This window comes from Isoptericola halotolerans (genome assembly GCF_045689585.1).
In the GTDB taxonomy this organism is placed as follows: Bacteria; Actinomycetota; Actinomycetes; order Actinomycetales; family Cellulomonadaceae; genus Isoptericola; species Isoptericola halotolerans_B.
Genome location: NZ_CP140108.1, coordinates 395,449 through 417,247, shown reverse-complemented (window position 1 = coordinate 417,247; position 21,799 = coordinate 395,449). Strand labels below are relative to the sequence as shown.

The 21,799-nt window shown below is 71.1% G+C and carries 18 protein-coding genes; 2 read left to right on the top strand and 16 right to left on the bottom strand.

Going from position 1 to position 21,799, the window contains the following annotated elements:
* Window positions 1–66 precede the first annotated feature (66 nt).
* The 8 genes from UQW22_RS01925 to UQW22_RS01890 form a co-directional block, all read right to left on the bottom strand.
* Window positions 67–1,983 (bottom strand): TOMM precursor leader peptide-binding protein, encoded by a 1,917-nt coding sequence (locus tag UQW22_RS01925; RefSeq protein ID WP_407319150.1) that lies wholly within the window; start codon window positions 1,981–1,983, stop codon window positions 67–69.
* A complete protein-coding gene (locus UQW22_RS01920; protein ID WP_407319149.1) occupies window positions 1,980–3,620 on the bottom strand; it encodes a hypothetical protein in 1,641 nt (546 codons plus the stop codon). Before UQW22_RS01920 ends, UQW22_RS01925 begins: the two co-directional genes overlap by 4 nt.
* Window positions 3,617–4,594 (bottom strand): SagB family peptide dehydrogenase, encoded by a 978-nt coding sequence (locus UQW22_RS01915; RefSeq protein WP_407319148.1) that lies wholly within the window; start codon window positions 4,592–4,594, stop codon window positions 3,617–3,619. Before UQW22_RS01915 ends, UQW22_RS01920 begins: the two co-directional genes overlap by 4 nt.
* Before the next feature lie 427 nt (window positions 4,595–5,021).
* Complete coding sequence (locus tag UQW22_RS01910; RefSeq protein WP_407319147.1) at window positions 5,022–6,011, bottom strand: lantibiotic dehydratase C-terminal domain-containing protein; 990 nt, start codon at window positions 6,009–6,011, stop codon at window positions 5,022–5,024.
* Window positions 6,012–6,085: 74 nt separating this feature from the next.
* Entirely contained in the window at window positions 6,086–7,000 is a 915-nt protein-coding gene (locus UQW22_RS01905; protein ID WP_407319146.1) for a lantibiotic dehydratase C-terminal domain-containing protein, read from the bottom strand.
* Window positions 7,000–9,480: a hypothetical protein gene (locus tag UQW22_RS01900; protein WP_407319145.1), complete on the bottom strand. Its 2,481-nt coding sequence runs from the start codon at window positions 9,478–9,480 to the stop codon at window positions 7,000–7,002. Before UQW22_RS01900 ends, UQW22_RS01905 begins: the two co-directional genes overlap by 1 nt.
* A gap of 245 nt (window positions 9,481–9,725) precedes the next feature.
* Complete coding sequence (locus tag UQW22_RS01895) at window positions 9,726–9,899, bottom strand: thiomuracin/GE37468 family thiazolyl RiPP peptide (protein WP_407319144.1); 174 nt, start codon at window positions 9,897–9,899, stop codon at window positions 9,726–9,728.
* A gap of 397 nt (window positions 9,900–10,296) precedes the next feature.
* Window positions 10,297–11,145 (bottom strand): HEAT repeat domain-containing protein, encoded by an 849-nt coding sequence (locus UQW22_RS01890; protein WP_407319143.1) that lies wholly within the window; start codon window positions 11,143–11,145, stop codon window positions 10,297–10,299.
* A gap of 6 nt (window positions 11,146–11,151) precedes the next feature.
* On the opposite strand from UQW22_RS01890, the gene UQW22_RS01885 reads away from it, so the two are divergent.
* Window positions 11,152–11,919 (top strand): MerR family transcriptional regulator, encoded by a 768-nt coding sequence (locus UQW22_RS01885; RefSeq protein ID WP_407319142.1) that lies wholly within the window; start codon window positions 11,152–11,154, stop codon window positions 11,917–11,919.
* Window positions 11,920–12,076: 157 nt separating this feature from the next.
* Here the strand turns inward: UQW22_RS01885 and UQW22_RS01880 are convergent, their stop codons facing one another.
* From UQW22_RS01880 to UQW22_RS01870, 3 genes are read right to left on the bottom strand one after another with little or no spacing between them, the layout of a single operon-like run.
* The gene (locus UQW22_RS01880; RefSeq protein WP_407319141.1) at window positions 12,077–12,961 is read right to left on the bottom strand and encodes a sugar phosphate isomerase/epimerase family protein; all 885 of its coding nucleotides are present in this window, start codon (window positions 12,959–12,961) and stop codon (window positions 12,077–12,079) included.
* A complete protein-coding gene (locus UQW22_RS01875; RefSeq protein ID WP_407320699.1) occupies window positions 12,958–14,181 on the bottom strand; it encodes a dihydrodipicolinate synthase family protein in 1,224 nt (407 codons plus the stop codon). Before UQW22_RS01875 ends, UQW22_RS01880 begins: the two co-directional genes overlap by 4 nt.
* A gap of 53 nt (window positions 14,182–14,234) precedes the next feature.
* A complete protein-coding gene (locus UQW22_RS01870) occupies window positions 14,235–15,371 on the bottom strand; it encodes a Gfo/Idh/MocA family protein (protein WP_407320698.1) in 1,137 nt (378 codons plus the stop codon).
* A gap of 197 nt (window positions 15,372–15,568) precedes the next feature.
* Here UQW22_RS01870 and UQW22_RS01865 point away from each other — a divergent pair, with 197 nt between their 5' ends.
* The gene (locus UQW22_RS01865) at window positions 15,569–16,591 is read left to right on the top strand and encodes a LacI family DNA-binding transcriptional regulator (protein ID WP_407319140.1); all 1,023 of its coding nucleotides are present in this window, start codon (window positions 15,569–15,571) and stop codon (window positions 16,589–16,591) included.
* Between the two features lie 28 nt (window positions 16,592–16,619).
* On the opposite strand, the gene UQW22_RS01860 is transcribed toward UQW22_RS01865, so the two are convergent.
* The 5 genes from UQW22_RS01860 to UQW22_RS01840 all read right to left on the bottom strand — a co-directional run bounded on the left by UQW22_RS01860 (window position 16,620) and on the right by UQW22_RS01840 (window position 21,735).
* A complete protein-coding gene (locus tag UQW22_RS01860) occupies window positions 16,620–17,822 on the bottom strand; it encodes a glycosyltransferase (RefSeq protein WP_407319139.1) in 1,203 nt (400 codons plus the stop codon).
* 90 nt (window positions 17,823–17,912) lie between these two features.
* The gene (locus UQW22_RS01855) at window positions 17,913–18,560 is read right to left on the bottom strand and encodes a uridine kinase (RefSeq protein ID WP_407319138.1); all 648 of its coding nucleotides are present in this window, start codon (window positions 18,558–18,560) and stop codon (window positions 17,913–17,915) included.
* Between the two features lie 96 nt (window positions 18,561–18,656).
* Window positions 18,657–19,385, bottom strand: coding sequence for a lactate utilization protein C (locus tag UQW22_RS01850; protein ID WP_407319137.1), 729 nt, complete (start codon window positions 19,383–19,385; stop codon window positions 18,657–18,659).
* On the bottom strand, window positions 19,382–20,947 hold the full coding sequence (locus UQW22_RS01845) for a LutB/LldF family L-lactate oxidation iron-sulfur protein (protein ID WP_407319136.1): 1,566 nt from the start codon (window positions 20,945–20,947) through the stop codon (window positions 19,382–19,384). The genes UQW22_RS01850 and UQW22_RS01845 overlap by 4 nt, the downstream gene beginning before the upstream one ends.
* Window positions 20,944–21,735, bottom strand: a complete 792-nt coding sequence (locus tag UQW22_RS01840; protein ID WP_407319135.1) for a (Fe-S)-binding protein — start codon at window positions 21,733–21,735, stop codon at window positions 20,944–20,946. The genes UQW22_RS01845 and UQW22_RS01840 overlap by 4 nt, the downstream gene beginning before the upstream one ends.
* Window positions 21,736–21,799 lie beyond the last annotated feature (64 nt).

Below are 21,799 nucleotides of genomic sequence, written 5' to 3'. Positions count from 1 at the left end.
GCACGCCGTGCTGAAGCAGGTCCCATTCGGCCATGACGATGAATTGCATCTCTGTCGGACCTCCGGTTACGGGAACGGGTGTGGCAGGACGGGTTCCTCAGGTGCGGAGAATGAACGCAGCCCCAGGCGTGCCGGAACCGTCTCCAGGCGCGTGATGCCGTCCACCCTGCGAAGGTGGTGGCCGAATGTCATGGTCAGGCTGTCCGTGACCAGCACCTTCACGCACGACAGGCCCGCGACGCGGTGCTCGTCGGTGGTCTGGTCGACGACGATCACGTCCTGTCCCTCCGCCAAGAACCGATCCACCATCTCCCGGACGTCGTCCTTCATGGACGCGTGCGTGAACTGGCCCTGATGGCGTTCCGCCTCCGCGAACGAGACGGTCGGGCCCTCGTCCAGGAAGTCGAGGTGGCGCCGCATCCGTGGCGAGCCGAAGTACGTCGAATGGTCCGCCATGGTCCGCACGAGCTCTGGACGGTCCACCATTCGCTCGGCATCCTGCGCCACCAGCGGGAAACGAGCGATGAAGTCGTTGAGAAACGGCCCGATCTCGCTGAGGGCGTTGAGGGCCGCCTTCTCCAGTGAGGGGTGGGCGCCCGCAGCACAGACCTGGGTGGGCTGGTCCGTGGCCGACGGGTCCGCATGCCGTGCCAGCGCCCAGACGGACGGGATGCCGTTCTCCATCGTCTGGTCGTAGAGTCGGATCTGGTAGCCGGTCTCCCGCTCGACCATGCTGAGTTGCGCAGCGACCGAGTGACTGTGGGCCGTGTCGGCGCGAAGTCGCGGCAGCGCGAGGCGCCGGTACCACGTCATGAGGAACGCGTCCCGCTCCGCCACCTCGAGCAGGCCGTGGAAGATCGCCTCCTCCATCGCGGAACCCAGCGCGCAACCGTTCGACACTTCGTACAGGAAGGGGCCCGGACCGTCATCGTGTGCGACGTAGTAGTACGCCTGCTCCTCGAGCACGAGCACGGGGCGTCGTTGGGCGAAGGAGTACGCCCACACCCAGCGATACGGGGACTGCGGGTCGAAGTCTCGGTAGTGGTTGCCCTGGTCGGCGTAGGTGATCTGCGGGTGAACGCCGAAGAGGCGCGGATCGACGGCGTCCCGCCCCAACGTGGCGAAGGATGACTCGACGACCGTGCGCTTGCCGCCCGGCTGAACCCCTCCGTAGCGCTCGAGCGCTTCGAGGATCGCCGTCGCCTCGCTCTCCTCGTAGTTCCGGCTGCGGCCGAACCCTGGCTCGATCCACTCGTGCCGCCGCAGCTTCATGAGAGCGCCGGCGACCGCGAGCCCGCCCTGCGTGTCCCGCTGGAGCGAGTGCAGTACACCGCAGAACGGATCCACGTAGAGGGACTTCAGTGTCTCGAGGTGCTGGACCGGATCCTCGTAGCGGTACGTGTGGGGATCCGGCTTGGTCCGGTGTTCCAGCGTCAGTGTGGCCGCTTCGGCGGAGTCGTCCGGGCGGTCGCCGCACGTCGGGCACAGCGGGTCCGGCAAGTACTGGTGGGACGCGAGCTCGAGAGTTCGCGCGTCCACGCGCACCACGGTCCGGCTCGGCGTCGACCCGTTCTGGACGGCGTGCGCGGCCAGCTGCCGCGCGACCGCCACGACGGTGGTTGCCAGAAGCTCGGGGCGCGCGAGCTCGGACACACCGGGGTCGAGCTCCAGCCAGCGTCCCTCGGCCTGCTCGATGTCGACCGATCTCGGGGTTGCCAGCCGGTGACGGCTGACCAAGCATGCGGGGCAGCCGGTGTCGCGTGCGGTGTGGGCGACGACGAGCGCGGCGCCCGGCCGCAGCAGCACGACCACCTCGTGGCCCGTGGACGGTGACGGGCTGTCGGGCGGTGTACCCGCGAGCTGCACACGCAGGTCCCATGACCGGTCGACTGGTGACGGTGCGTGCCAGGTGGCCCGGACGAGTCGCTCGACCGCCTGGCAGTGCTCGGACCACGTGCGGACGGCGGAAAGCAGAGCAGTCACGGTCGGGAGCCTCCGGAGATGAGCAGGACGAGGGCCTGGTGAGGAAGTGCCGCGTCGATGGTGGGGCCGCCGGACAGCGGGACGACGAGCGGCATGCCGTGCCGTGCGAGGACGTCGACGAGGTGGGCCGGGGCCGGCCCGGCGGCGGCCGTGGTCGACGGCAGAGGGTAGGTTCGCGGGGGCGCCGCCTCGTTGCCCGGGCTGCCGGACTGGTGGAAGAGCAACGCCTGGACGACCGCTCTTTCGGCGGCCTCCTGCGGGCTGCGGTCGGAGACACCCCAGACAGCGGCGTCTGGGGCCACACGGAGGGCGACGAGGGAGAACGGGAGGCCGCGCGCGACCAGCACCTCGCCGCACTCCTGATGGATCGCAAGGAGCTCGGCGCCCCGGGTCGCTGACGACAGCGGTGCCCTCTGCCACGCCACCTGCCCGTCCGTCATCGCGCAGTGCGCCGCGAGCCTCGTGGCCGCCTGGTGCGTCGCTCGTTCGGCGGTCGCGCCGAGTGATGCGACACCTCGGTACTGCGCCAGCCACTTCAGGACGTCGTCACGGCGGAGCACGACCGACTCGTCGGGTCGGCCCTCCCGCGCCGCGAGGGGATTGGCGCGGACGTGCGGCTCCAGACGCGCGATCCCGTGGTTCAGGACCGCCTGCCCGACGGCGTGCCCGCGCGCGTGCTCGAGCGTCCATCCATGGCCGACCGCAGTCTCCCGGGAGCCATCGGCGAGGCGGGACGCTGACCGGGAAAGCTGGAGCGGGAGCTGTTGGAGCCGTGACTCCGAGGGGACGGCCAACGGACTCGTCACATCGTCGACCAGGTGGGCGCAGCGCCGCGAGAGCACCAGCGGGTCCGCAAGGTCGTCGGGCTCGTCGTCGAGGCTGCCGTGCGCCCGGTCACCGACGACGCGCACCAGCCGGTGTTCGTGCAGGGCGAAGGGGTCGACGGTCAGTCGGACACAGCGGTCGCCGTCGTGGACGCCAGCGCGGCGCGCATCCACCATGGTCCGAGCGATCCACGGTAGCCACGCGTCGATGCCGTCCGTCGGACTCGAGCAGGCCTTGACGTCCTCTTGTCCGAGGTAGCGCGAGAGCTCCTCGGCCCCCGCGACACGGTCCGCTTCCTCACCGCCAAACTGCCCGAACCACAGGTCTTGGCCGACGATGACGAGCCGGAAGCTAGGTGCACGCTCGGACGCGTCCATCGAACGCACGTGGCCGTCGATGGTTGGCCGATCGCCGGGGACGGGTGCGGTGGAGAAGGGCGGCTCGAGGAAGTGCGGGGACAGCAGGTCGGCCAACTTCCGGGCGATGGCCTCGGAGACCGGGTGCGCGCTGACCCTCAGCTCCACACGGAGGTCGCTCGTGAGGGGCTCCTCCGCCGGCATGACGGTGATCGCGCCCCGGGCGACGAGCGAGTCGACGAGACGCCGGACGCGCGGACGCTTCGGTTCCGGGAGGGGGACCAGAAGACTCGTCAGATCGGTCGGTTCCGTGAGGCGTGCCTGGAGCCAGGACACGGGCTGTTCGAGTCCGGAGCCACGGAGCTGATGAGCGCCGCGCTCGTCGTGCACGATCACTCCCCAGTCGTGCATGGTCACGACTGCGCCGGTCGACCACCGCAGAACCATCGCGCTCATGCGGGACGCTCCTGGAAGGGCTCGTCGGGATGCGGACTACCAAGGAGGAACTCACCGACCGTCGTGCATTCCAACGGGTCCAGGCCGGTGGCGCGCGAGAACAGGTCGCTGTCCCCGCTCCCGATCGCGCAGGCCGCAAGGCCCATGTCGGTGGCGACCAGGTACATCGTCTGCATGAGGACGCCGACGTGCTTCAGCATCACGGCGTAGCCCATCTGCTCGTACTTCCACAGGATGCGCCCGAACCGGGGCGCCATCAGCAGCGTCACCTGGGGTGCAGTGGCGACGGTCGAGGAGTGGGTGGCCTCACGCAAGAGCGCCGCGACGCTGGGGTCTTCCAGGCCTTCCCGTACGGGAGCCAGCCCGTGGACGACCGGGTCGTACATCCATAGACCCGGGGCCACGTCCACGACGTTGCGAATCAGGAGGAAGAGCTCGATCTCGTAGACAGAGCCGCCCGAAGGGTACGGCTTGCTACCGTACTCGACGCCGTCGACCTCCCGCTCCAGGCGGAGGCGCGCGGTCCGGTACAGGAACTCTCCCAGCCGGGCCCGGGTCATCGGAGTGGAGTCGTCGTGACGCCTGGTCGAACGACGGTCCTCGAGCACGGTGTGCAGACTCGTCGACGTAGCGTGCCACCGCCCTGGGTCCGTCGGCCCGAACGGGACAGTGTTTCCGGCGCCGGCCGGTCGCAAGGGCGGAGGTGCGAACTTGTCCTTGGCCCAGAAGGTGCCGCCGAAGGCGTGCTCACGGCCGTAGCGCCGGGAGCGCTCGTGGAACCACAGCTCGTGGGTGGACCACTGGCGATGCCGGAGCTCGTCCTCCTCGGAGTCCGGGTCGACCAGGACACCGCACCAGGCGAGGATGTGCTGTTCGAGCGTGCTGCCACCCAACGACCCGTCCGGGTCGAGGCACCGGCTCATCTCCGTGAGGTCCGTGAACCTGACGTCGCACCAGGAATGAGGAGCCTCCACGACCCATCCTTCGTCCGTCGGCACCACGACGACGTGCCGGGACAGCCGGTGCCGGGCTCCGGGGACAGCATGCTGTCCTGCCGGACTGCGGCGCGGAATCACGGTCAGGACCGGGCCTGAGGCTCCGACGACAGACAGGGCCAACCATCCGTCGTCGAGCAACCGCTCGAGGCAAGCCTCGGCGCCGTCGGATGTTCGGCTCCTGGTGAGCACGTCGGTCTCGGCCACGACACCCTCGGGCTCGGAGAGTCGGTCGATCAGCGCGGCGGTCTGCTCGTTCCACTCCTCGAGCACTCGGCTGTGGGGCCAGCGGACCAGTGCAGCTCGCTGCTCGGACCGGACCAGGTAGACGCCCTGCGCCAACGCCAGACGCAGGGTTGGCTCGTGCAGGCGTGGAGGGGTGTGCGTTGCGGAAGTCAGGGTGAACTCAGGCACGGTCGAGGCCCTTCACGACGTCGGTTGCGGTGGTGCGGGTCACGTCCTGCGCAGCCCGGGTGAGGAGGTAGCAGGTGTAGAAGCGGTGATGGGGGGTCAGCCCCAGCTTGGTCAGGTGCAGGTAGGCGAGGTTGAGCACGAGCCGGTAGCGCGCGAACCAGACGCTGTCGCGCACCTCGTCCTGCCACTGATGGTTCTCGGCGAGCTCGGTGTGGAAGTCCGACTTCCGGAACATGGCTTCCGGCTCGGGCAATGCGCTGCCCCCGAACACGGCCAGCGGATCCGTGTCGTCCACAACGGAGCCGAGGACGTCGATGGCGGCCCGGGTCGCCGCGGGGAGGGCGCCCGAGGTCGACTGCTGGATTCGGGATTCCAGGAGGCCCGTCAACGTCGGCCGGTGGAGCTCGTAGGCGCGATCCCACCGGTCGCGAGTGCCGTGTGCGGAGTCGGTGGCGAGGTAGGCCTCCGCGTGCGAGGCGAAAGAGGGGTACGTCGCGCGAAGGTCGGAGTCGGTGAACCAGGTGGCCACGCCCGCCAGAAGGTCCATCGCGTAGGTCTCGACCCGCAGCCGTCCTGCCGCGATGTCGCGGAACAGCGCGCACTCAAGGTCCTTCATCGCCAGGTGGCACGCCTTGATGGTCCGATCGAGGCCGTCGTCGACGCCGTCTCGTTCGCGGGGCGCGAGAGGGCGCAGACCTGCCGACCCGTCGGGCAACCACGGGGTCAGCGGCATCGGGCGCCGCTCATAGCGCCCGAGACGCTCGTGCAGCGCGTAGTGAAGCTCGGGGACCACTTCCGGTCCCGGGTCGAGCGCCGCCAGGAGATTCTCCGCCCGCTCCACCAAGCCGCCGGTGCGCAGCTCGGCGACTGTCTCGCGCGATGCGCTGAAGCACATCGAGACGTGCGGTCCACGCCACCAGTCGGTGTCGAGATAGAAGGTGGTGGATCCGAGGGCGCCGCCGGCCGTGAGCGGCCGCACCACCTCGTCGACGACCCGCGCATGGTCAGCGCTCCAGCGGACGAGGTAGAGCTGCCACCACGACGCCGTGGTGGTGCTCATGAGACTCTATCGGCGTCTGCAAGAGGGTCAGCGGTCACCAGGTTCCACGCGACCCGGCGCACCGTGACCTCCTGCTCGAGGGTCAGACCCAGTCGGTTGAACAGCAGATGGTGGCAGATATCCGCTCCCGACGGCCATCGAGCCGACGGAAGGTCCGTGGCCATCAGCTCACCGTGGAGCCGTTCGAGGGATGACGTCCACAGCTCGCACCAGGGATCGGTCCCCGAGCGCGCGCGGCTGAGGAGCCCTCGTAGTCGCTCGGAGTCGGCACGCGGGGGGGTCCGACGATCCAGGGACACCGACGATGCCCAGCGGTCGACGAGTTCCGCACGAGGTCGAACCGAGGGGCCGGTGTCCTCGCAGGTCCACCCGGCGAACACGAGCAGCGTCGCCAGTGACAGGAGCTGGGTCGTCGAGGGCCGCTGACGGAGTACCCGTGCCGCGAGGGTGGACGACTCCTCGAAGTGATTCTCGAAAGCCCGGAGCGAGCCTCCGTCACCGTACTTGGCAGTCTCTGGGAAATACTCCTGCTCCCAGACGTGCCCGTGCGGCTGCCAGCCGAGTACCTTCCGGTCCTCGCCCTCGCGAGAAGCGAGGTGTCGGGCGATCTCGTCGTATGCCTTCTCCGGTGCGGTGTAGCGAGGATCGTGCTCGACGAGCCACGCACCTGCCCGCTCCCGGACGAGGGCAACCGCTTCCTCACGGTCGGCACGACGCAGGGCGAGGCGCAGACGGACGTGCGGGCCTCCCTCCCAGTAGCGCAGGTAGAACCACGACGTCCCGGCATCACGTTCACGCAGCTCGCCGACGACCTCGAGGAGGACCGCTCGGAGCAGCTCATCGGTGTCACCGTCGCATCGCACGTGCAGGGAGGTCCACGCGCGGCCGGTGGAGGGGCTGATCGGGGGCATCAGACGGCGCTCCGCGTCTCGTCGTCCGCGAGATACGACGGCACCTCGACCAGGAGCTCGACGGCGGGGGCACGAGGGCTTCGGAGGTAGGGGTCCGGCAAGGCTTCGTCGAGCACGACGAAATCGGCGTCCGTGCTGTGCCGCAACAACTCCCACACGGTCCACCACGAGTCGAGGTCGAGCAGCATCGGCTTCCTCGACTTGGCCTTGCTGCCGCGCAGGTCACGACCCCAGGCGCGCGCGAAGCTCGTGAGGGGAAGGTCGTTCTCGGCGAACCACATGTGCAGGGAGCCGAGGTAGGAGGCGCTGGACCGGTCGCCTTGCGGACGTGGGAAGAGGGAGGCGGGAACGATCCAGCGACGGCGCTGGACGACGACGCCGTCCACCTGCACACGCGGGATCCTCGTGATGTCGGTGAGCCGGTCGAGGGCCAGGTCCGAGGCGAACGGCGGGTTGCTCGGGTGGAGCAGGTAGGCGTCGCCGAAGACGCGTTCCATGAACCGCGCAAGAGGTGGCAGCTGGTAGTCCGCAAGCATCCCGACGTGCGTCGGTTCGACCCGCGTGCCGCTCCGCGAGTCGACGAGCTCGACGAGACCGGTCGTGGTGCTCCGGCGCACGTGCAGGCGGCCGACCGGTATCCGCTCCTGGCCTGCTTCCGGACCGGTGGTGAACGGGTAGTCGATCCCCGCCGGGAGCGTTGCGCGGTGAGCGTTGAGCGATGACCCGTGGGTCCCCGTGTACTCGGCGGGGATCGCGTCGTCGCCCTGAGGCACACGGATGGGCTCCGGGTTCAGCCCCGCACACCGCATGAGGTGGTCGGTCCGCGTCCGGCCGCGGCCGCGGCCGCCGTGTATGACGTTGATCACCCATGGGCTTTCAACGGCCCGAGTCGCCTGGAGGTAGACCGCTGCCGGAGCGGTGGCACGGAGCCTCTCCGGACGCGTCCGCAGCTGCTCCACGACCTGCGCGAGGCTGATCCTCACCGCAACCTCGCCCTCCTCCTTCGATCCCAGAACGAGGTCGGCGCATCGTCGACGTTCGCGGTGGAGCTCCAGCATCGGGGCGTTGAGCGGTGTGGCCGGTGTCGCTGGGCCGGGCTGGAGCGGTACCGCCGAGAACCATGTGCGCAGGTGCTCGGCCAGGGCACCCTGGCCATGCTTGAGCTCGAGGTGGGTCGCCCGGTAGAACTCCAGCAGCGGGACTGATCGGCCTGACGGGATGACGTCGTCGGCGTAGGCGGAGACGGCCAGTCGGCCCGGCCACTTGACGTCGTGGACCGACAGCCATGATCGCGCGGCAGCGACCGTGGCAAGGTCCTCCGCCGAGGGGCGGTCACCCGCGGAGACGTGGCCGCTCAGGACAGCCGACTCGTGCACCGGCTCCAGGTCGGTTCCCAGGTGGTCAGACTCTCTGCCGAGGGCTGCGAGCAGCTCGGCGGCGGCAGCGTTCAGCTCCCGGTGCTGGGTGCGCAGTTCCTGCGGATCCGTGGGGGATGGGCACGGGGCCAGCAGCAGTGCCAGTCGAGACAGCGTCCCGTAGTAAGGGACCTCGGACCTGGCTCCGCTCTGCTCGAGCCATCTGACGAGGTCACCGACCGGTTGGTCGACGCTCTCTGAGACCGGGCAGTCGGCCTCGAGGACGCCCGCGCGCAGCAGCATCTGCACGGTGTCCGCGGCCTGGGCCTCGTCACCGGTGCCGAGAACCCCAGCGACGCTCCTTGACCAGCTGTCGGCCGGTGCCGGATCAGCCGGCGCTTCGTCGACCAGGCGGATCGAGGGGTGGGTCGAGAAGGATCGGAGATGCTCGGCAGGCGGAGGCCCGAGGAGGACGAACTTCTCGAGAGACTCGACCCAGGTGAGCGAGGGGTTGGGACGCAGGTCCCACCGAGCCACAACGCTGGGGCGCTCTGCCAGGTCGCGGACGAGCAGTGCCCAGATCTTCCCGTCGAGCTGGCGGACGAGATGCGTCGAGCCTTCGTGGGGCGTCGACGACTCACCGGGATGGTCCTCCACCCCCGCGCGACCGGTGCAGGTGAAGGTCGAGAACGGACTGGTCTTCGCGGCGGCGCGGTAGACGAACTGGGCGACACGGGCAGCACGCTTGTCCGAGGTCAGGCGCTCAGGCCAGCTCTCGGAATCCATGAAGTCCTCGAGTGAGGGCGCTGAGTGCAGGATGCCGTTGCGCACGAGGAGCGTCGTGGCGCGCTCGGCGAGCAAGGCGCGTGTGCGCGCCCGGTCCGCAGCGAAGGCGATCTCGACCTGGTCCGATGCTTCCTGGTGTGTGATGAGGTCCTCACCCAGCTGGCGGAGTGAGTCCGCCACGTGCTCCGGAAGGCTCTCCAGAACATCTCGGTCGGGCAGTCGGCCTCGCCCTAGGGCACGCTTGATCCGGAGGAGGTTCTTCTTCTGCTCCGGGGTTGTCGCAGACCCGCCGATCGCGGTGAAGAGTTCCGAATCCGCAGTCAATGTGGAGCGGGTCACGACCGAATTGGACCGAGATTGCGCCTCCAGCGTCCTCCGGGTCTCGGTGAACCGCAGTTCTTCCAATGCCTCGCCCGGCAGTGCGGATAGGCGAACATCATATATGTCGCCGGGCTCGAACCCGTCAACGCACCTCTGCGGGCGAGGGAGAAGGTCGGGCATTCTCGAATCTTTCCTTCCAGCGGTGGGGAAGCCTGACTGGTGGGGTGGCCGGGCGCGTCCGCCAGGCCACCCCACCGCCTATCTCAGGCGCTGCTGGAGGGCGCCGAGCAGGAGCAGCAGGGGTAGCAGAAGCAGTTCGTCGAGGCCCCGACCTCGGTCATTCCGTGGCCGGCCGTCAGCGACGACACGTCCATGCCCTGGTCCTCGAGCTCGAAGGTGTCCATGGGGAGGTCGTTGAGGTTGTCCTGGGTGTTCACGGTCTCTCCTTTGAAATAGGTTGCGCAGCTCCCTCTCGGGTCTTTCCGGAATTCGCTGAGAATAGAAGCCGCTCGCCGGGCGGTGTGCTCGACTCTCATAACCGTAAGGGTCGAAGCGGATATCGCAACCGCTATCGGCCGGTTTTGTGTGGGCAATTTTGATATTGAGTGCTTCTTGAGGTGAGCTCGGCTCACACCTTCTTGTTCGGGAGAACGACTTGTCGTCGAGGTGCGTGCTCACGGGTCGGGTAAGTCGCTCGGTCGGATCGGCATCACCATCGCGATGTCGTTGCGCGGCACGACCTACCAGGTCTCCTCTCGACACAGCGGCAGCGAGGGTGTCCGGGGAGCCGTTCTGCGTCCGGAGACGACGATCGAGTAGACAGGCGCTCTGACCTCACTGCTCGACTTCCTCCCGTGCGGCACGGTCAGCGATGGCGCGCACTCGCCGATCCGCCGTCTCGGTGCGGTCGGTGAGGGCCGCGAGCGCGCGCGGAGTGCGCAGGTCGAAGAGAGCCATCGCCGCGGAGACCCGCACTGCGCCATCGGGGTCGTCGAGAGCTCCGGAGATCACGTCGATGGCGCCCTCTGCGCTCGGACCCATGAAGCAGAGGGCTTCGGCGGCATGCCGGCGCACGTGGGTGTCGTCGCTGGCGAGAGCCGCGACGACTGTCGGCACGGCGCGTGCACCGAAGGATGCGAGATCACGGGTCACGCCGTTGCGTGTGGTGTCGTCCCCCGTCCCCAGGTGTGCCACGAGGGCAGGGATCGCGCGCGGGTCGCCGACCCGGGTGAGCGCCCAACGGGCTTTCGCGGCGACGACGGGATCGGTGTGGGCTGCCAACGGGAGCATGGCGTCCACGGTTGCCGGGTCCGCGATCTTGCTCAGGGCGTGCAGGGCTCGGTTGAGCGTGGCCGCGTCGGTGTCCGCCAGGGCCTTCAGCAGGAGCGGTGTGGCGGCGTCGGCCACGCGGGTGATCGCCCACGTGAGGGTCTCGCGTACGAAGGGGTCCTGTTCCGAGAACAGTCGGGCGACCAGGCCCGGTGCGGCGGTGGGCTCGGCGATCTCGCCGATGAGCAGGGCGGCGGCCTGCCGCGCGTCGCGGTCGACGTCCGTGAGGCGGTCGAGAGCGTCGTCCACCTGTGCGGCACCAGTGCGCGCGAACGGTGCCGCAGCCAACGGCTGCGTTGAGTTCATACGGGCCACCGTAAAAGTTGACGTTGCGAGAAGGTCAAGCGGTAGCATCCGTCTGTGTGGTGCTCGATCAGCAAGGTTGCCACGATGTCCGGCGTCTCGGCCCGGACTCTGCGGCACTACGACGAGATCGGGTTGCTCTCACCGGGCCAGGTCTCTGTGAACGGGTACCGCTGGTACGGCCGGACCGAGCTCCGTCGGCTCCAGCGGATCCTGCTGCTACGAGACCTCGACGTCCCGCTCCCGCAGATCAAGGCGATACTGAGCGGGGAGGACGACGAGATCGTCGCGCTGCGGCGCCACAGTCGGTTCGTGTCGGCCGAACGCGACCGTCTCGATGCGATCGCCGTCACCATCAGTCGGACCCTGGACGACCTCGAGGGTGGTCGCAGCCTGCCTGACGACGAGTTCTTCCGTGGCCTGCAGGAAGGACGGGCGCAGCTCGCTGCCACGCTGCAGGAGAAGTTCGGAGAGTCGGCGACCGGGGTCCTGCCCACGGTCGACGTCTGGCCGGTGCACTGGAGCAGGGAAGACTTCGACGAGGCCGTGTCCCAGGGCCGGAACCTCTACAACCGGCTGTCGCGCGCACGTCGGGCGGACGTGGACCCGACATCGTCGATAGCGCTCGACATCGTGGAGGAGCACTACGAGGCCGTCTGCGCCACGTGGCCCGCGAGTCCGGCGGCCTATCATGGTCTCGCCGATCTGATCGAGTCTGACCCGTCGCAACGAGCCGTCGTCGGCGTCGACGACCCCGATCTCCCCTCGTGGCTGGCCGCGGCGATCCGGGCCTATGCCGTGCGCCGTCTGGAGCACCGCCCCTGACGGGGTGTGAAGATCGCTCACCACGGAGCAGCTCCCGACGTATCGGCCGACGCCATCTGACCGGTCCGTCCTGAACCTGACGCCCCGACACGCCGCTGTGGGTATGGAATCGACGACTTTTCGCGGAGCGAAGTCGTCGATTCCATACCCACAGCGATCAGAGGTGGGGGGCGACGTGCTCCGCGAAGCGCCCGGCCACGGTCCGGGCGGTCTCGGCGGGTGCCGCCGCCCAGATCTCCTCGTTGAAGATCTCCGTCTCCACGTCGCCGGTGTACCCGGCGTCGCGGACCCACCCCGAGATGGTCGCGAAGTCGATGTAGCCGTCGCCGACGTGGCCGCGCGAGTTCAGCGCCGTCGGCGCGAACGGCAGGTTCCAGTCGCACACCTGGTACCCGGCGATCCGGCCCTCGTGGCCGGCCCGCCGGACCGACTCCCGCAGCGCCGGGTCCCACCACACGTGGTACGTGTCCACGACGACGCCCACGGTGCGAGCGTCGAACGGTGCGGCGAGGTCCAGCGCCTGCCCGAGCGTCGAGACGACGGCCCGGTCCGCGGCGAACATCGGGTGCAGCGGCTCCAGCACGATGCGGACACCGTGCTTCTCGGCGATCGGCGCCAGGTCCGCCAGCCGGTCCGCGACCCGGCGGCGGGTGGCGACCAGGTCCCGGTCCGTCCCGGGCGCCGGAGCCGTCTCGGGCGCCGAGCCCGGCAGCCCCCCGACGACGAACACGAGCTCGGACGTCCCGACCTCGGCCGCCTCGACCAGCGCCCGCTCGTTGTCCGCCACCGCCTCGCGGATGCCCTCCGGCGACGTCGCGGTGAGGAACCCGCCGCGGCACAGCGAGGAGACGCGCAGCCCGGCGTCCTCGACGATCTTGCGCGCGGTCTGCGCCCCGGCCTCCTGCACCTGGTGGCGCCACAGCCCGACGGCGCCCATCCCGGCCGCGGCCGCCGCGTCGACGGCCTCGGTCAGCGAGGCGTGCTTGACCGTCGCCGTGTTGAGCGAGCAGCGGCTCAGGTCGTTCGTGCTCCCCGTGCTCATGCGTCGGCCCCGTTCACGGTCAGCAGCGCCTGCAGGCGGGCGGCGGCGGTCTCGGGCGCCAGCAGCATCCCGCAGTCGTCGGCGAGCCGAGCGAGCTCGACGAGGTGCGCCAGCGAGCGCCCGGAGTGCAGGCCGCCCACGAGCTGGAAGCCGGGCTGGAACCCGTTCAGCCAGCTGAGGAACGCCACGCCGGTCTTGTAGTAGTACGTGGGCGCGGCGAAGATGTGCCGCCCCAGCTTCTCGGTCGAGGCGAGGATGGCGTGCCCCCTCGCCGCGCCGTCGTCGTCGCCGTCGAGCCCGGCGTCGAACGCCTGCAGCGCCGTCGACGCCGCGGGGTAGACGGCCGCGAAGATGCCGAGCAGGGCGTCGGAGTGCCCTTGCTCGTCGCCCGTGATGAGCTCGGGGTAGTTGAAGTCGTCGCCGGTGTAGAGCCGTACGGGCGAACCCTCCAGCGCGGCCAGCGACCGGCGCAGCCCGATCTCGTGCCGGGCGTCCAGCAGGGAGACCTTGACGCCGTCGACCTTGTCCTGGTGGGCCGTGATGAGGTCCAGGAAGGTGGCGGTCGCGGTGTCCACCGAGTCCGAGCCCCAGTACCCGGCCAGGGCCGGGTCGAACATGGTGCCCAGCCAGTGCAGGACCACCGGCTGGTCCGCCTCGGCGAGCACGGCGTCGTAGACGCGGGCGTAGTCGTCGGCCGAGCGGGCGACCCTGGCCAGCGCCCGGGAGGCCATGACGATGACCTGGGCCCCGGACTCCTGGACCACGCGCACCTGCTCGCGGTAGGCGTCGGTGATGGCGTCGAGCGCTGCGGGGTCGCCGGGCTCCATCGCGGCCACGAGGGCCGGGTCGAGCTGGTCGGTCCCGGCGCCGCAGGCGATGGCTCCGCCCACGGAGGCGGCCTCGGCGGCGGAGCGGCGGACCAGCTCCTGCGTCGCGGCCCAGTCGAGCCCCATGCCGCGCTGGGCGGTGTCCATGGCGTCGGCGACACCGAGACCGCAGGCCCAGATGTTGTGCCGGTAGGCCAGCGTCGAGTCCCAGTCGACGACGGCGGGAGCGCCGGGCACGTTCTCGGCCCCGACCTGCGGCACCACGTGCGCCGCCGCGAACGCGACGCGGGAACGGATCGCGCCGGCGGGCCGCTGCCACGGTCCGGGCGCGTTGAGCTCCCGCACCTCGGTGCCGACGAGGCGACCGCCGTCGTCGAACCGCGGCAGCCGCAGCGTGACGCCGGAGCCGGTGAGGACGGGGGCGCCGGGGAAGGTGGTCACGGCGCTCACAGCGAGATCTCCGGCACGTCGAGGCGGCGGCCCTCGGCCGAGGACCGCAGGCCCAGCTCGGCGAGCTGGACGCCGCGCGCGGCCGAGAGCAGGTCGAAGCGGTGCTCGCGCCCGGCGACGACGTCGCGCAGGAACTCCTCCCACTGCAGCTTGAACCCGTTGTCGAGGTCCGCGTTCGCGGGGACGTCCTGCCACTGCTCGCGGAACGGCTCGGTGGCGGGCAGGTCGGGGTTCCACACCGGCTTGGGGGTGTGGGCGCGCTGCTGGGCGACGCACCGGCGCAGGCCGGCGACGGCGGAGCCGTGCGTGCCGTCGATCTGGAACTCGACGAGCTCGTCGCGGTACACGCGCACCGCCCAGGAGGAGTTGATCTGCGCCACGACCGGGTCGCCGCCGGGCGTCTCGATCTCGAAGATGCCGTACGCGGCGTCGTCGGCGGTGGCGTCGTACTGCTTGCCCTGCTCGTCCCAGCGGGTGGGGATGTGCGTGACGGTCTGGGCGTTGACGGTCTTCACCGAGCCGAGGATGCCCTCGAGGACGTAGTTCCAGTGGCAGAACATGTCCGTGGTCATGCCGCCGCCGTCCTCCTTGCGGTAGTTCCACGAGGGGCGCTGGGCGGGCTGGACGTCGCCCTCGAACACCCAGTAGCCGAACTCGCCGCGCAACGACAGGATGCGGCCGAAGAAGCCCTCGTCGACGAGGCGGCGGAGCTTGACCAGGCCGGGCAGGTAGAGCTTGTCGTGCACGACGCCGGCGGTCACGCCGGTCTCCTCGCGCAGCTTCGCGAGGTCGATCGCCTCGGCGAGGGTCTCCGCCGTGGGCTTCTCGGTGTAGACGTGCTTGCCGGCCCGCATGGCCTTGGCCAGGGTGGCGGCGCGCAGGTTGGTCATCGCGGCGTCGAAGACGATGTCGGTGTCGTCGGCGTGGATCATGCCGTCGAGGTCGGTCGTGTACTCGGCGATGTCGTGCTGTGCGGCGAGCTCGCGGAGCTTCCCGGAGTTGCGGCCGACGAGGATCGGCTCGACCTGCACGCGGGAGCCGTCGGGGAGCTCGACGCCGCCCTGCTCACGGATCGGCAGGATGGAGCGCAGCAGGTGCTGGCGGTAGCCCATGCGTCCGGTCACGCCGTTCATGGCGATGCGCAGGGTGCGGGTGGTGCTCACTCGGGACTCCTTCGTCGGGGGAGGTGCTCGTCGGGGTGCTCGCGCTCCGTGGCGGAATGCGCTTTCCGATCTCACGGTAAGGTGTCGGGGGCGGCGCGTCAAGCAGCCGTCACCCGGCAGCAGGGATCGGTCCCCGCGCCGGGGCCGTAGCGGACGAGGAGGTGCCCGTGGCCCGAGCACGGCTGCAGGACGTCGCGAACCATGCCGGGGTCTCCCTGGCGACCGCCTCGCGGGTCCTCAACGGGTCCTCGCGGCAGCCGGGGCCAGGGCTCGTCGAGCGGGTCCGCTCGGCCGCCGCGGACCTCGGCTACGTGGTCAACGCCCAGGCCCAAGCACTGGCGCGGTCCCGCACCGGGCTCCTCGGGCTCGTCGTCCAGGACATCTCCGACCCGTACTTCTCCTCCATCGCCGCCGGTGCCCAGGCCGCGGCCCGCGAGCACGGCCGCATGGTCCTCCTCGCCTCCACCGAACGGGACCCCGACGCCGAGCGAGACGCCGTAGCAGCCTTCGCCGCGCACCGCGTCGACGCCATCGTCGTCGCCGGGACCCGCTGGTCGCCCGAGGAGGACGCCCCCGTCGCCGCCGAGCTCGACACGTTCGAGGCCGGCGGGGGGCGCGCCGTCGTCGTCGGGCAGCCGCTCGGGCCGGCGCGCGTCGTGCGCCCGCCCAACGCCGCCGGAGCTGCCGACCTGGCCGCGGCCCTGCACGGGCAGGGGCACCGCCGGTTCGTGCTGCTCAGTGCGCCCGACCGTGTCGTCACCGCCCAGGAGCGAGCCGGGGCGTTCGCCGACGCCGTCGCCGCCGGCGGGGGCGAGGTGCTCGAGGTCATCGAGCAGCAGTTCTCCCGCGACGGCGGGTACGCGGCCGGGGACCGCGTCGCCGAGATCGCCCGCGAGTCGGCCCCGGCCGGGCTCGACGCACCGTGCGTCTTCGCCGTCACCGACGTCATGGCCATCGGCCTCATCGCGCGCCTGCGGGACCTGGACGTCGCCGTGCCCGACGACGTCCGGGTCGCCGGCTTCGACGACATCCCCACGCTGCGCGACCACGTGCCCTCGGTCACCACCGTCTCCATCCCGCTGGAGGAGATGGGGCGGCTGGCCGTCACCGCCGCCGTGGCGGAGGAGGGTGCGGACGTGGGTGCCGCCGTCGGGCACCAGGTGGTGCTGCGGGAGTCGACGGCGCGCTGACGCGTCGACGGCGGCCGCGACCGGTCGCTCAGGCCGCGACGCGCAGCCCCGTGCCACGGACGGCCTGGTCGAGCACCCGCGCGTAGCCGGACAGCATGCGCACGTGGCTGAACCGCTGCCGGGCCGCCGTCAGCGCACCGCGCAGCTCGCCGCGGCGGGCAGCCGCCTCGATCCACGTCCCGGCGATCTCGGCCGCGTCGAACCCGGTGACGAACCCGATGCCGGCCACGAGCCGGGCGCTGTCGCCCACCGGCGTCGTCACGGGGACCGCGCCGCACATGGCGCCCTCGATGAGGCACAGGGGAGCGGCCTCCCCGTACGCCGAGGTGAGCGACACGACGTCGGCCATCGCGTAGACGTGCTCCATGTCGCGTCGCACGCCGAGCGGGTGCACGCGCGCCGCCAGGTCCGGCCGGTCGGCGAAGGCCTCGTCGAGGTCTCTCACGAGCCCCGGGTTGTCGAACGTCATCCCGGCGCCGCACATCATGACGTGACCGTGGTCGTCGCGCTCGAGGAACTCCCGGGCCGCGGCGACGAACAGACGGGGGTTCTTCATGGCGTCGTAGCGGGCGGCATAGGCGACGAGCGTGGCGTCGGCCGGGATGCCCGCCGCCCCGCGCAGGGCCAGCCGCCGCACGCGACGCAGCGGGTGGAAGCGGGTCAGGTCGATGCCGTTCGGGACCACGCGCAGCAGGTGCTCCGGGACCCCGGCGGCGGCGTAGGCGTCGCGGGTGGACTCCGCGCAGCACACGGCGGCGGCGAGCACGCCGCTCGCGGCGGTGGCGAGCAGGTCGTCCAGGGCCGCGCCGGAGTTCTCCGGGTCGGACCGGTGCAGGCAGGCGACGACGGGCCGCTGCGGGAAGCCCGCCTGGTGGGCGAGCCGCAGCGGCTGCTCCTTGAGCGACATCACGACGTCGACCCCGGTGACCTCGCGGGCCACGACCTCCATCTCCGCCGCGGTGAAGCGGCGCGGGTCGTGGTCGTCGTCGGTGGAGCGACCCAGCGTGGCGACCCGGACCCCGGCGGCGCGCAGGTTCCGGAAGCGGGGGTCGTCCTCGATGCGTTGCAGCATGGTCTCGCGGCGGACCGCGCTGTACAGGCTGAGCGCCGAGTGCTGCTGGTGGCCGTGGGCGTGCAGCCCGGCGACCACCGTGGAGTGCAGGACCCGGGCGCCGCCGGAGAAGAAGCCCTCGTAGAGGGACAGGACACGCAGCGAACTGTGCTGGAGCACGGCGACCACCTCCTGGATCCAGGGTGGGGCCGGGTGATGTGATGCGAGTGACCTGCGTGTTACGTCTTCATGACGCTTTCGGGGTGCGCGTCAGGCGGTCGCGCGGATCTCGCGCTCGGCCTGTGCCGGCGAGAGGGGACGGCAGCCGAGCTCCGTCCAGCGGCGCACCGTCACGGGCTCCGCGCGCAGCAGACCCCAACCGCGGCGCAGGAGGGTCGGCAGCGGCTTGCGCGCCTCGGCCACGTCACGCAGGAGCCGGAACCAGAAGGTGATCAGCCGCGGTCGGGACAGGCAGATCGCGTCGGCGAGGAGCCCTTCGGCCCGGCACGCCGTGACCAGCTCGGCCGCGAACACCCCCTCGGCGACGACCAGCGGTTCGCCGCCGGTCTCCACGACGGCGGTCCCGGTGCGCCGCGAGGTGGGGATGTCGTAGACCGGCACCTCCGCGCGGCCCGTCGTGGCGAGCGTGCGCAGCGCTTCGAGCGCCCCGTCGCGGTCCCAGCTGGCCGGGTCGTCCCAGTCGACGATCCCGTAGGCGCGAGGCATCCCGGGGTGGTCGGCGTCGCGGTAGAAGTCGTCGAGCATGACGACGGGCAGGCCCAGACGGCGCGTGAGGGCAGACTTGCCGCTGCCCGACGCCCCGGTGAGCAGCACGATGCGCGCGGCAGGTCGGCGGGTCTCGGGCGGGACGTCGAAGAGTGCGTCGGACGCCGGTGCGGGCGGTTCGTGGTCGGTCACGGGAACCCATTGTGGGCCGTCCTGCCCTGTTGGTGCACGACACGCTGTCGGGCCCATCGGCCCGACGGCGCGTCGTGCACCCGCAGCGGGGGAGGGTCAGGTGGTGAGGAGGACGTGCAGGGTCCGCGGGCCGTGGACGCCCTCGACGCGGTCGAGCTCGATGTCGCTGGTGGCGCTCGGTCCGGAGATCCAGGTCTGCGGGCGTTCAGGGTGCGCGGCGAGGATCCGCACCGCCTCGGGGATCGTCTCCACCACCTGGTCGGCCCGCACCACGCACACGTGCACGTCCGGCACCAGGGAGATCGCGCGCCGCCCCTGGTCGGGCTCGCCGTCGAGCACGATCGTGCCGGTCTCCGAGCACGCGACACGCGCGGCGGTGAGCACGGCGTCGACCGCGTCCAGGTCGAGAGCGCTCAGCGGCGCGTCGTGAGCGTCCCGGTGGACGACGACGTCGTCCGGCAGCGCTGCGAGCCACGCCTCGTCGAGCCCGTCCGGGACGACGACGGACGCACCCGCCGAGCTGTCAGGCTCTCGTGGCGGTGTATCGGCACCAGGTTCTGACAGCTCGGTGAGGAGCCGCGCGATCGTGGCGGGCAGCTCGTCGGCCGTCACCTCGTGCACGCGGGCCTCGTAGTCGACCAGCCGGTCGACGAGCTGTTCGACGACGGCGGCGGACCCCGGGGAGTGCTCCCCGGCCGATCGGTACTCGCGGGGCACGTCGACGGCCGCGGGCGCGGTGCCCACGGCGCCGGCCGCCGTCGTCCCGACGCCCGGCTGCCCGAGCGCGGCCCGGACCCGGTTCAGCACGTCCTCGCGCGCGTTCATCGCTCGCCCCCGTCCTTCTCGTGCTCGGCCATCCACTGCCGGAAGGTCTCCTTCGGCGGCGCCGGCAGGTCACGGGACCGGGTCCAGGCGGACACCGGCGGCGGCGCCGTCGAGATGACGCCGTCGGACCCGCCCAGGCCGTGCCCGAGCGTGGCCGCGCGGCCCGCGAGCCCGAACCGGCCGCCGTCGGACATCACCCACGACGCCGCCTTCATGGCGGCCTTCCAGGGGTCGACCTTGTGCTTGCCGCGGTCGGCGTCCACCTCGCGGGCCCGCAGGTCCACGAGGATCGAGGGGATGTCGATCTTCACCGGGCACACGTCGTAGCAGGCACCGCACAGCGTGGAGGCGTAGGGGAGCGAGGCGTTGACGTCGTCGGCGCCGGAGACGCCGCCCGTCGACGCCGTGAGCTGGGGCGTGAGGATCGCGCCGATCGGACCGGGGTAGACCGACCCGTAGGCGTGCCCGCCCACCCGCTCGTACACCGGGCAGACGTTGAGGCAGGCCGAGCAGCGGATGCAGTGCAGCGCGCTACGGCCCACCTCGTCGGCGAGGACGTCGGTGCGGCCGTTGTCGAGCAGCACCAGGTGGAACTCCTGCGGGCCGTCGCCCGGCGTGGCCCCGGTCCACAGCGAGGTGTACGGGTTCATCCGCTCGCCGGTCGAGGACCGGGGCAGGAGCTGCAGGAACACCTCGAGGTCGGTGTACGTGGGGATCAGCTTCTCGATGCCCATCACGGTCACGAGGGTCTCGGGCAGCGTGAGGCACATGCGCCCGTTGCCCTCGGACTCCACGACGGCCAGCGTCCCGGTGTCGGCGACGCCGAAGTTGGCGCCGCTCACGGCGACCTTGGCCGAGAGGAACTTGCGGCGCAGGTGCGCCCGGGCAGCCATGGCGAGCTCGCGGGGGATGTCGGACAGGTCCGGCGGGGCGTCGCCCATCCGCGCCAGGAAGATGTCGCGGATCTCCGCACGGTTGCGGTGGATCGCGGGCACGAGGATGTGCGACGGCATGTCGTCGGCGAGCTGCACGATGAGCTCCGCGAGGTCGGTCTCGATCGCCGCGATGCCCTCGTCCGCGAGGTGCTCGTTGAGCCCGATCTCCTGGGTGGCCATCGACTTGACCTTGACGACCTCGTCGGCGCCCTTGTCCTTCGCGATCTCGGTGACGATGCGGTTGGCCTCGGCCGCGTCCCGCGCCCAGTGCACGACGCCGCCGCGCGCGACCACGTTCTCCTCCAGCTCGGTCAGCAGGTCCGGCAGGTTCGCCATGACCTGCTCCTTGACCGCGGAGCCGGTGTCGCGCAGGGCCTCCCAGTCGGGGACCTCGCCGACGACGGCGGCCCGCTTGGCGCGGATGGTGCGGGTCGCGTGGCCGAGGTTCTGGCGGAGCTGGTCGTTCTGCAGCGTCTGCTTCGCCGCGGCGGGGAACGCGTCACCCCAGCGCAGCGGCTCGTCGGGGTGGGGGACGGCGCCCCACGGCTCGGTCACCGTGCCGCCGTCCGATCCGCCGTCGGGCGTGCCTCGTCGCCGCAGGCCGGGCAGGCCGAGGAACGTGCTCATCGGGCCACCTCCACCGATCGGGTCGACGGCACCGTCGTGGGTTCGTCCCGCGTCGAGGCGAGGATCTCCGCGAGGTGCAGCGTGCCGACGCCCGCCCGCTGGCGGGACAGCCCGCCGCCGATGTGCAGGAGGCAGGAGTAGTCCCCGGCGGTGACCACCTGCGCCTCGGTGGCGCGGACGTTCGCCGTCTTGTCGGCGAGCATCGCGGCCGACGTGTCCGCGTTCTTCAGGGCGAAGGTCCCCCCGAACCCGCAGCAGGAGTCCGCCTCGGGGAGCTCGACGAGGTCGATGTCCGCCACCGCGCGCAGCAGCCGCACGGGGCGGTCGCCGACGCGCAGCATGCGCAGCGAGTGGCACGTGGGGTGGTACGTGACGCGGTGGGGGAACCAGGCGCCGACGTCCGTGAGCCCGAGGACGTCGACGAGCAGCTCGGAGAGCTCGTAGGTCTTCGCGCTCACGGCCTCGGCGGTGGTGGCGAGGTCGTCGAGGCCGGCGCGGCGGCAGACCATCGCCTGCTGGTGGCGGATCGACCCGGTGCACGAGCCGGAGGGGACGACGACGGCGTCCCACTCGCCGTCGGCCACCGGTGCGAAGGTCTCGACGTGGTTGCGCACCACCGGCACGGCCTCGTCCAGGTAGCCGGTGTTGACGTGCATCTGCCCGCAGCACGCCTGCGCGCGGGGGAAGACGACGTCGTGCCCGAGGCGTTCGAGCAGGCGGACGGTGGCGCGCGGCGCGCCGGGGAACATGGTGTCCGCGATGCAGGTCGCGGCGAGGGCGATGCGCACGTCCGACTCCTTCGGCGGGGCTGCAGGGGCTGATCGGTGGTGTGGTCCGACCACTGTAGCCCAC

Excerpts from the sequence above, each read along its gene's own strand:
- UQW22_RS01920 (WP_407319149.1), bottom strand. The coding sequence starts at position 3,620 with ATGAGCGCGATGGTTCTGCGGTGGTCGACCGGCGCAGTCGTGACCATG.
- UQW22_RS01905 (WP_407319146.1), bottom strand. The coding sequence starts at position 7,000 with ATGCCCCCGATCAGCCCCTCCACCGGCCGCGCGTGGACCTCCCTGCAC.
- UQW22_RS01890 (WP_407319143.1), bottom strand. The coding sequence starts at position 11,145 with ATGCTACCGCTTGACCTTCTCGCAACGTCAACTTTTACGGTGGCCCGT.
- UQW22_RS01880 (WP_407319141.1), bottom strand. The coding sequence starts at position 12,961 with ATGAGCACGGGGAGCACGAACGACCTGAGCCGCTGCTCGCTCAACACG.
- UQW22_RS01870 (WP_407320698.1), bottom strand. The coding sequence starts at position 15,371 with ATGAACGGCGTGACCGGACGCATGGGCTACCGCCAGCACCTGCTGCGC.
- UQW22_RS01850 (WP_407319137.1), bottom strand. The coding sequence starts at position 19,385 with ATGAACGCGCGCGAGGACGTGCTGAACCGGGTCCGGGCCGCGCTCGGG.
- UQW22_RS01845 (WP_407319136.1), bottom strand. The coding sequence starts at position 20,947 with ATGAGCACGTTCCTCGGCCTGCCCGGCCTGCGGCGACGAGGCACGCCC.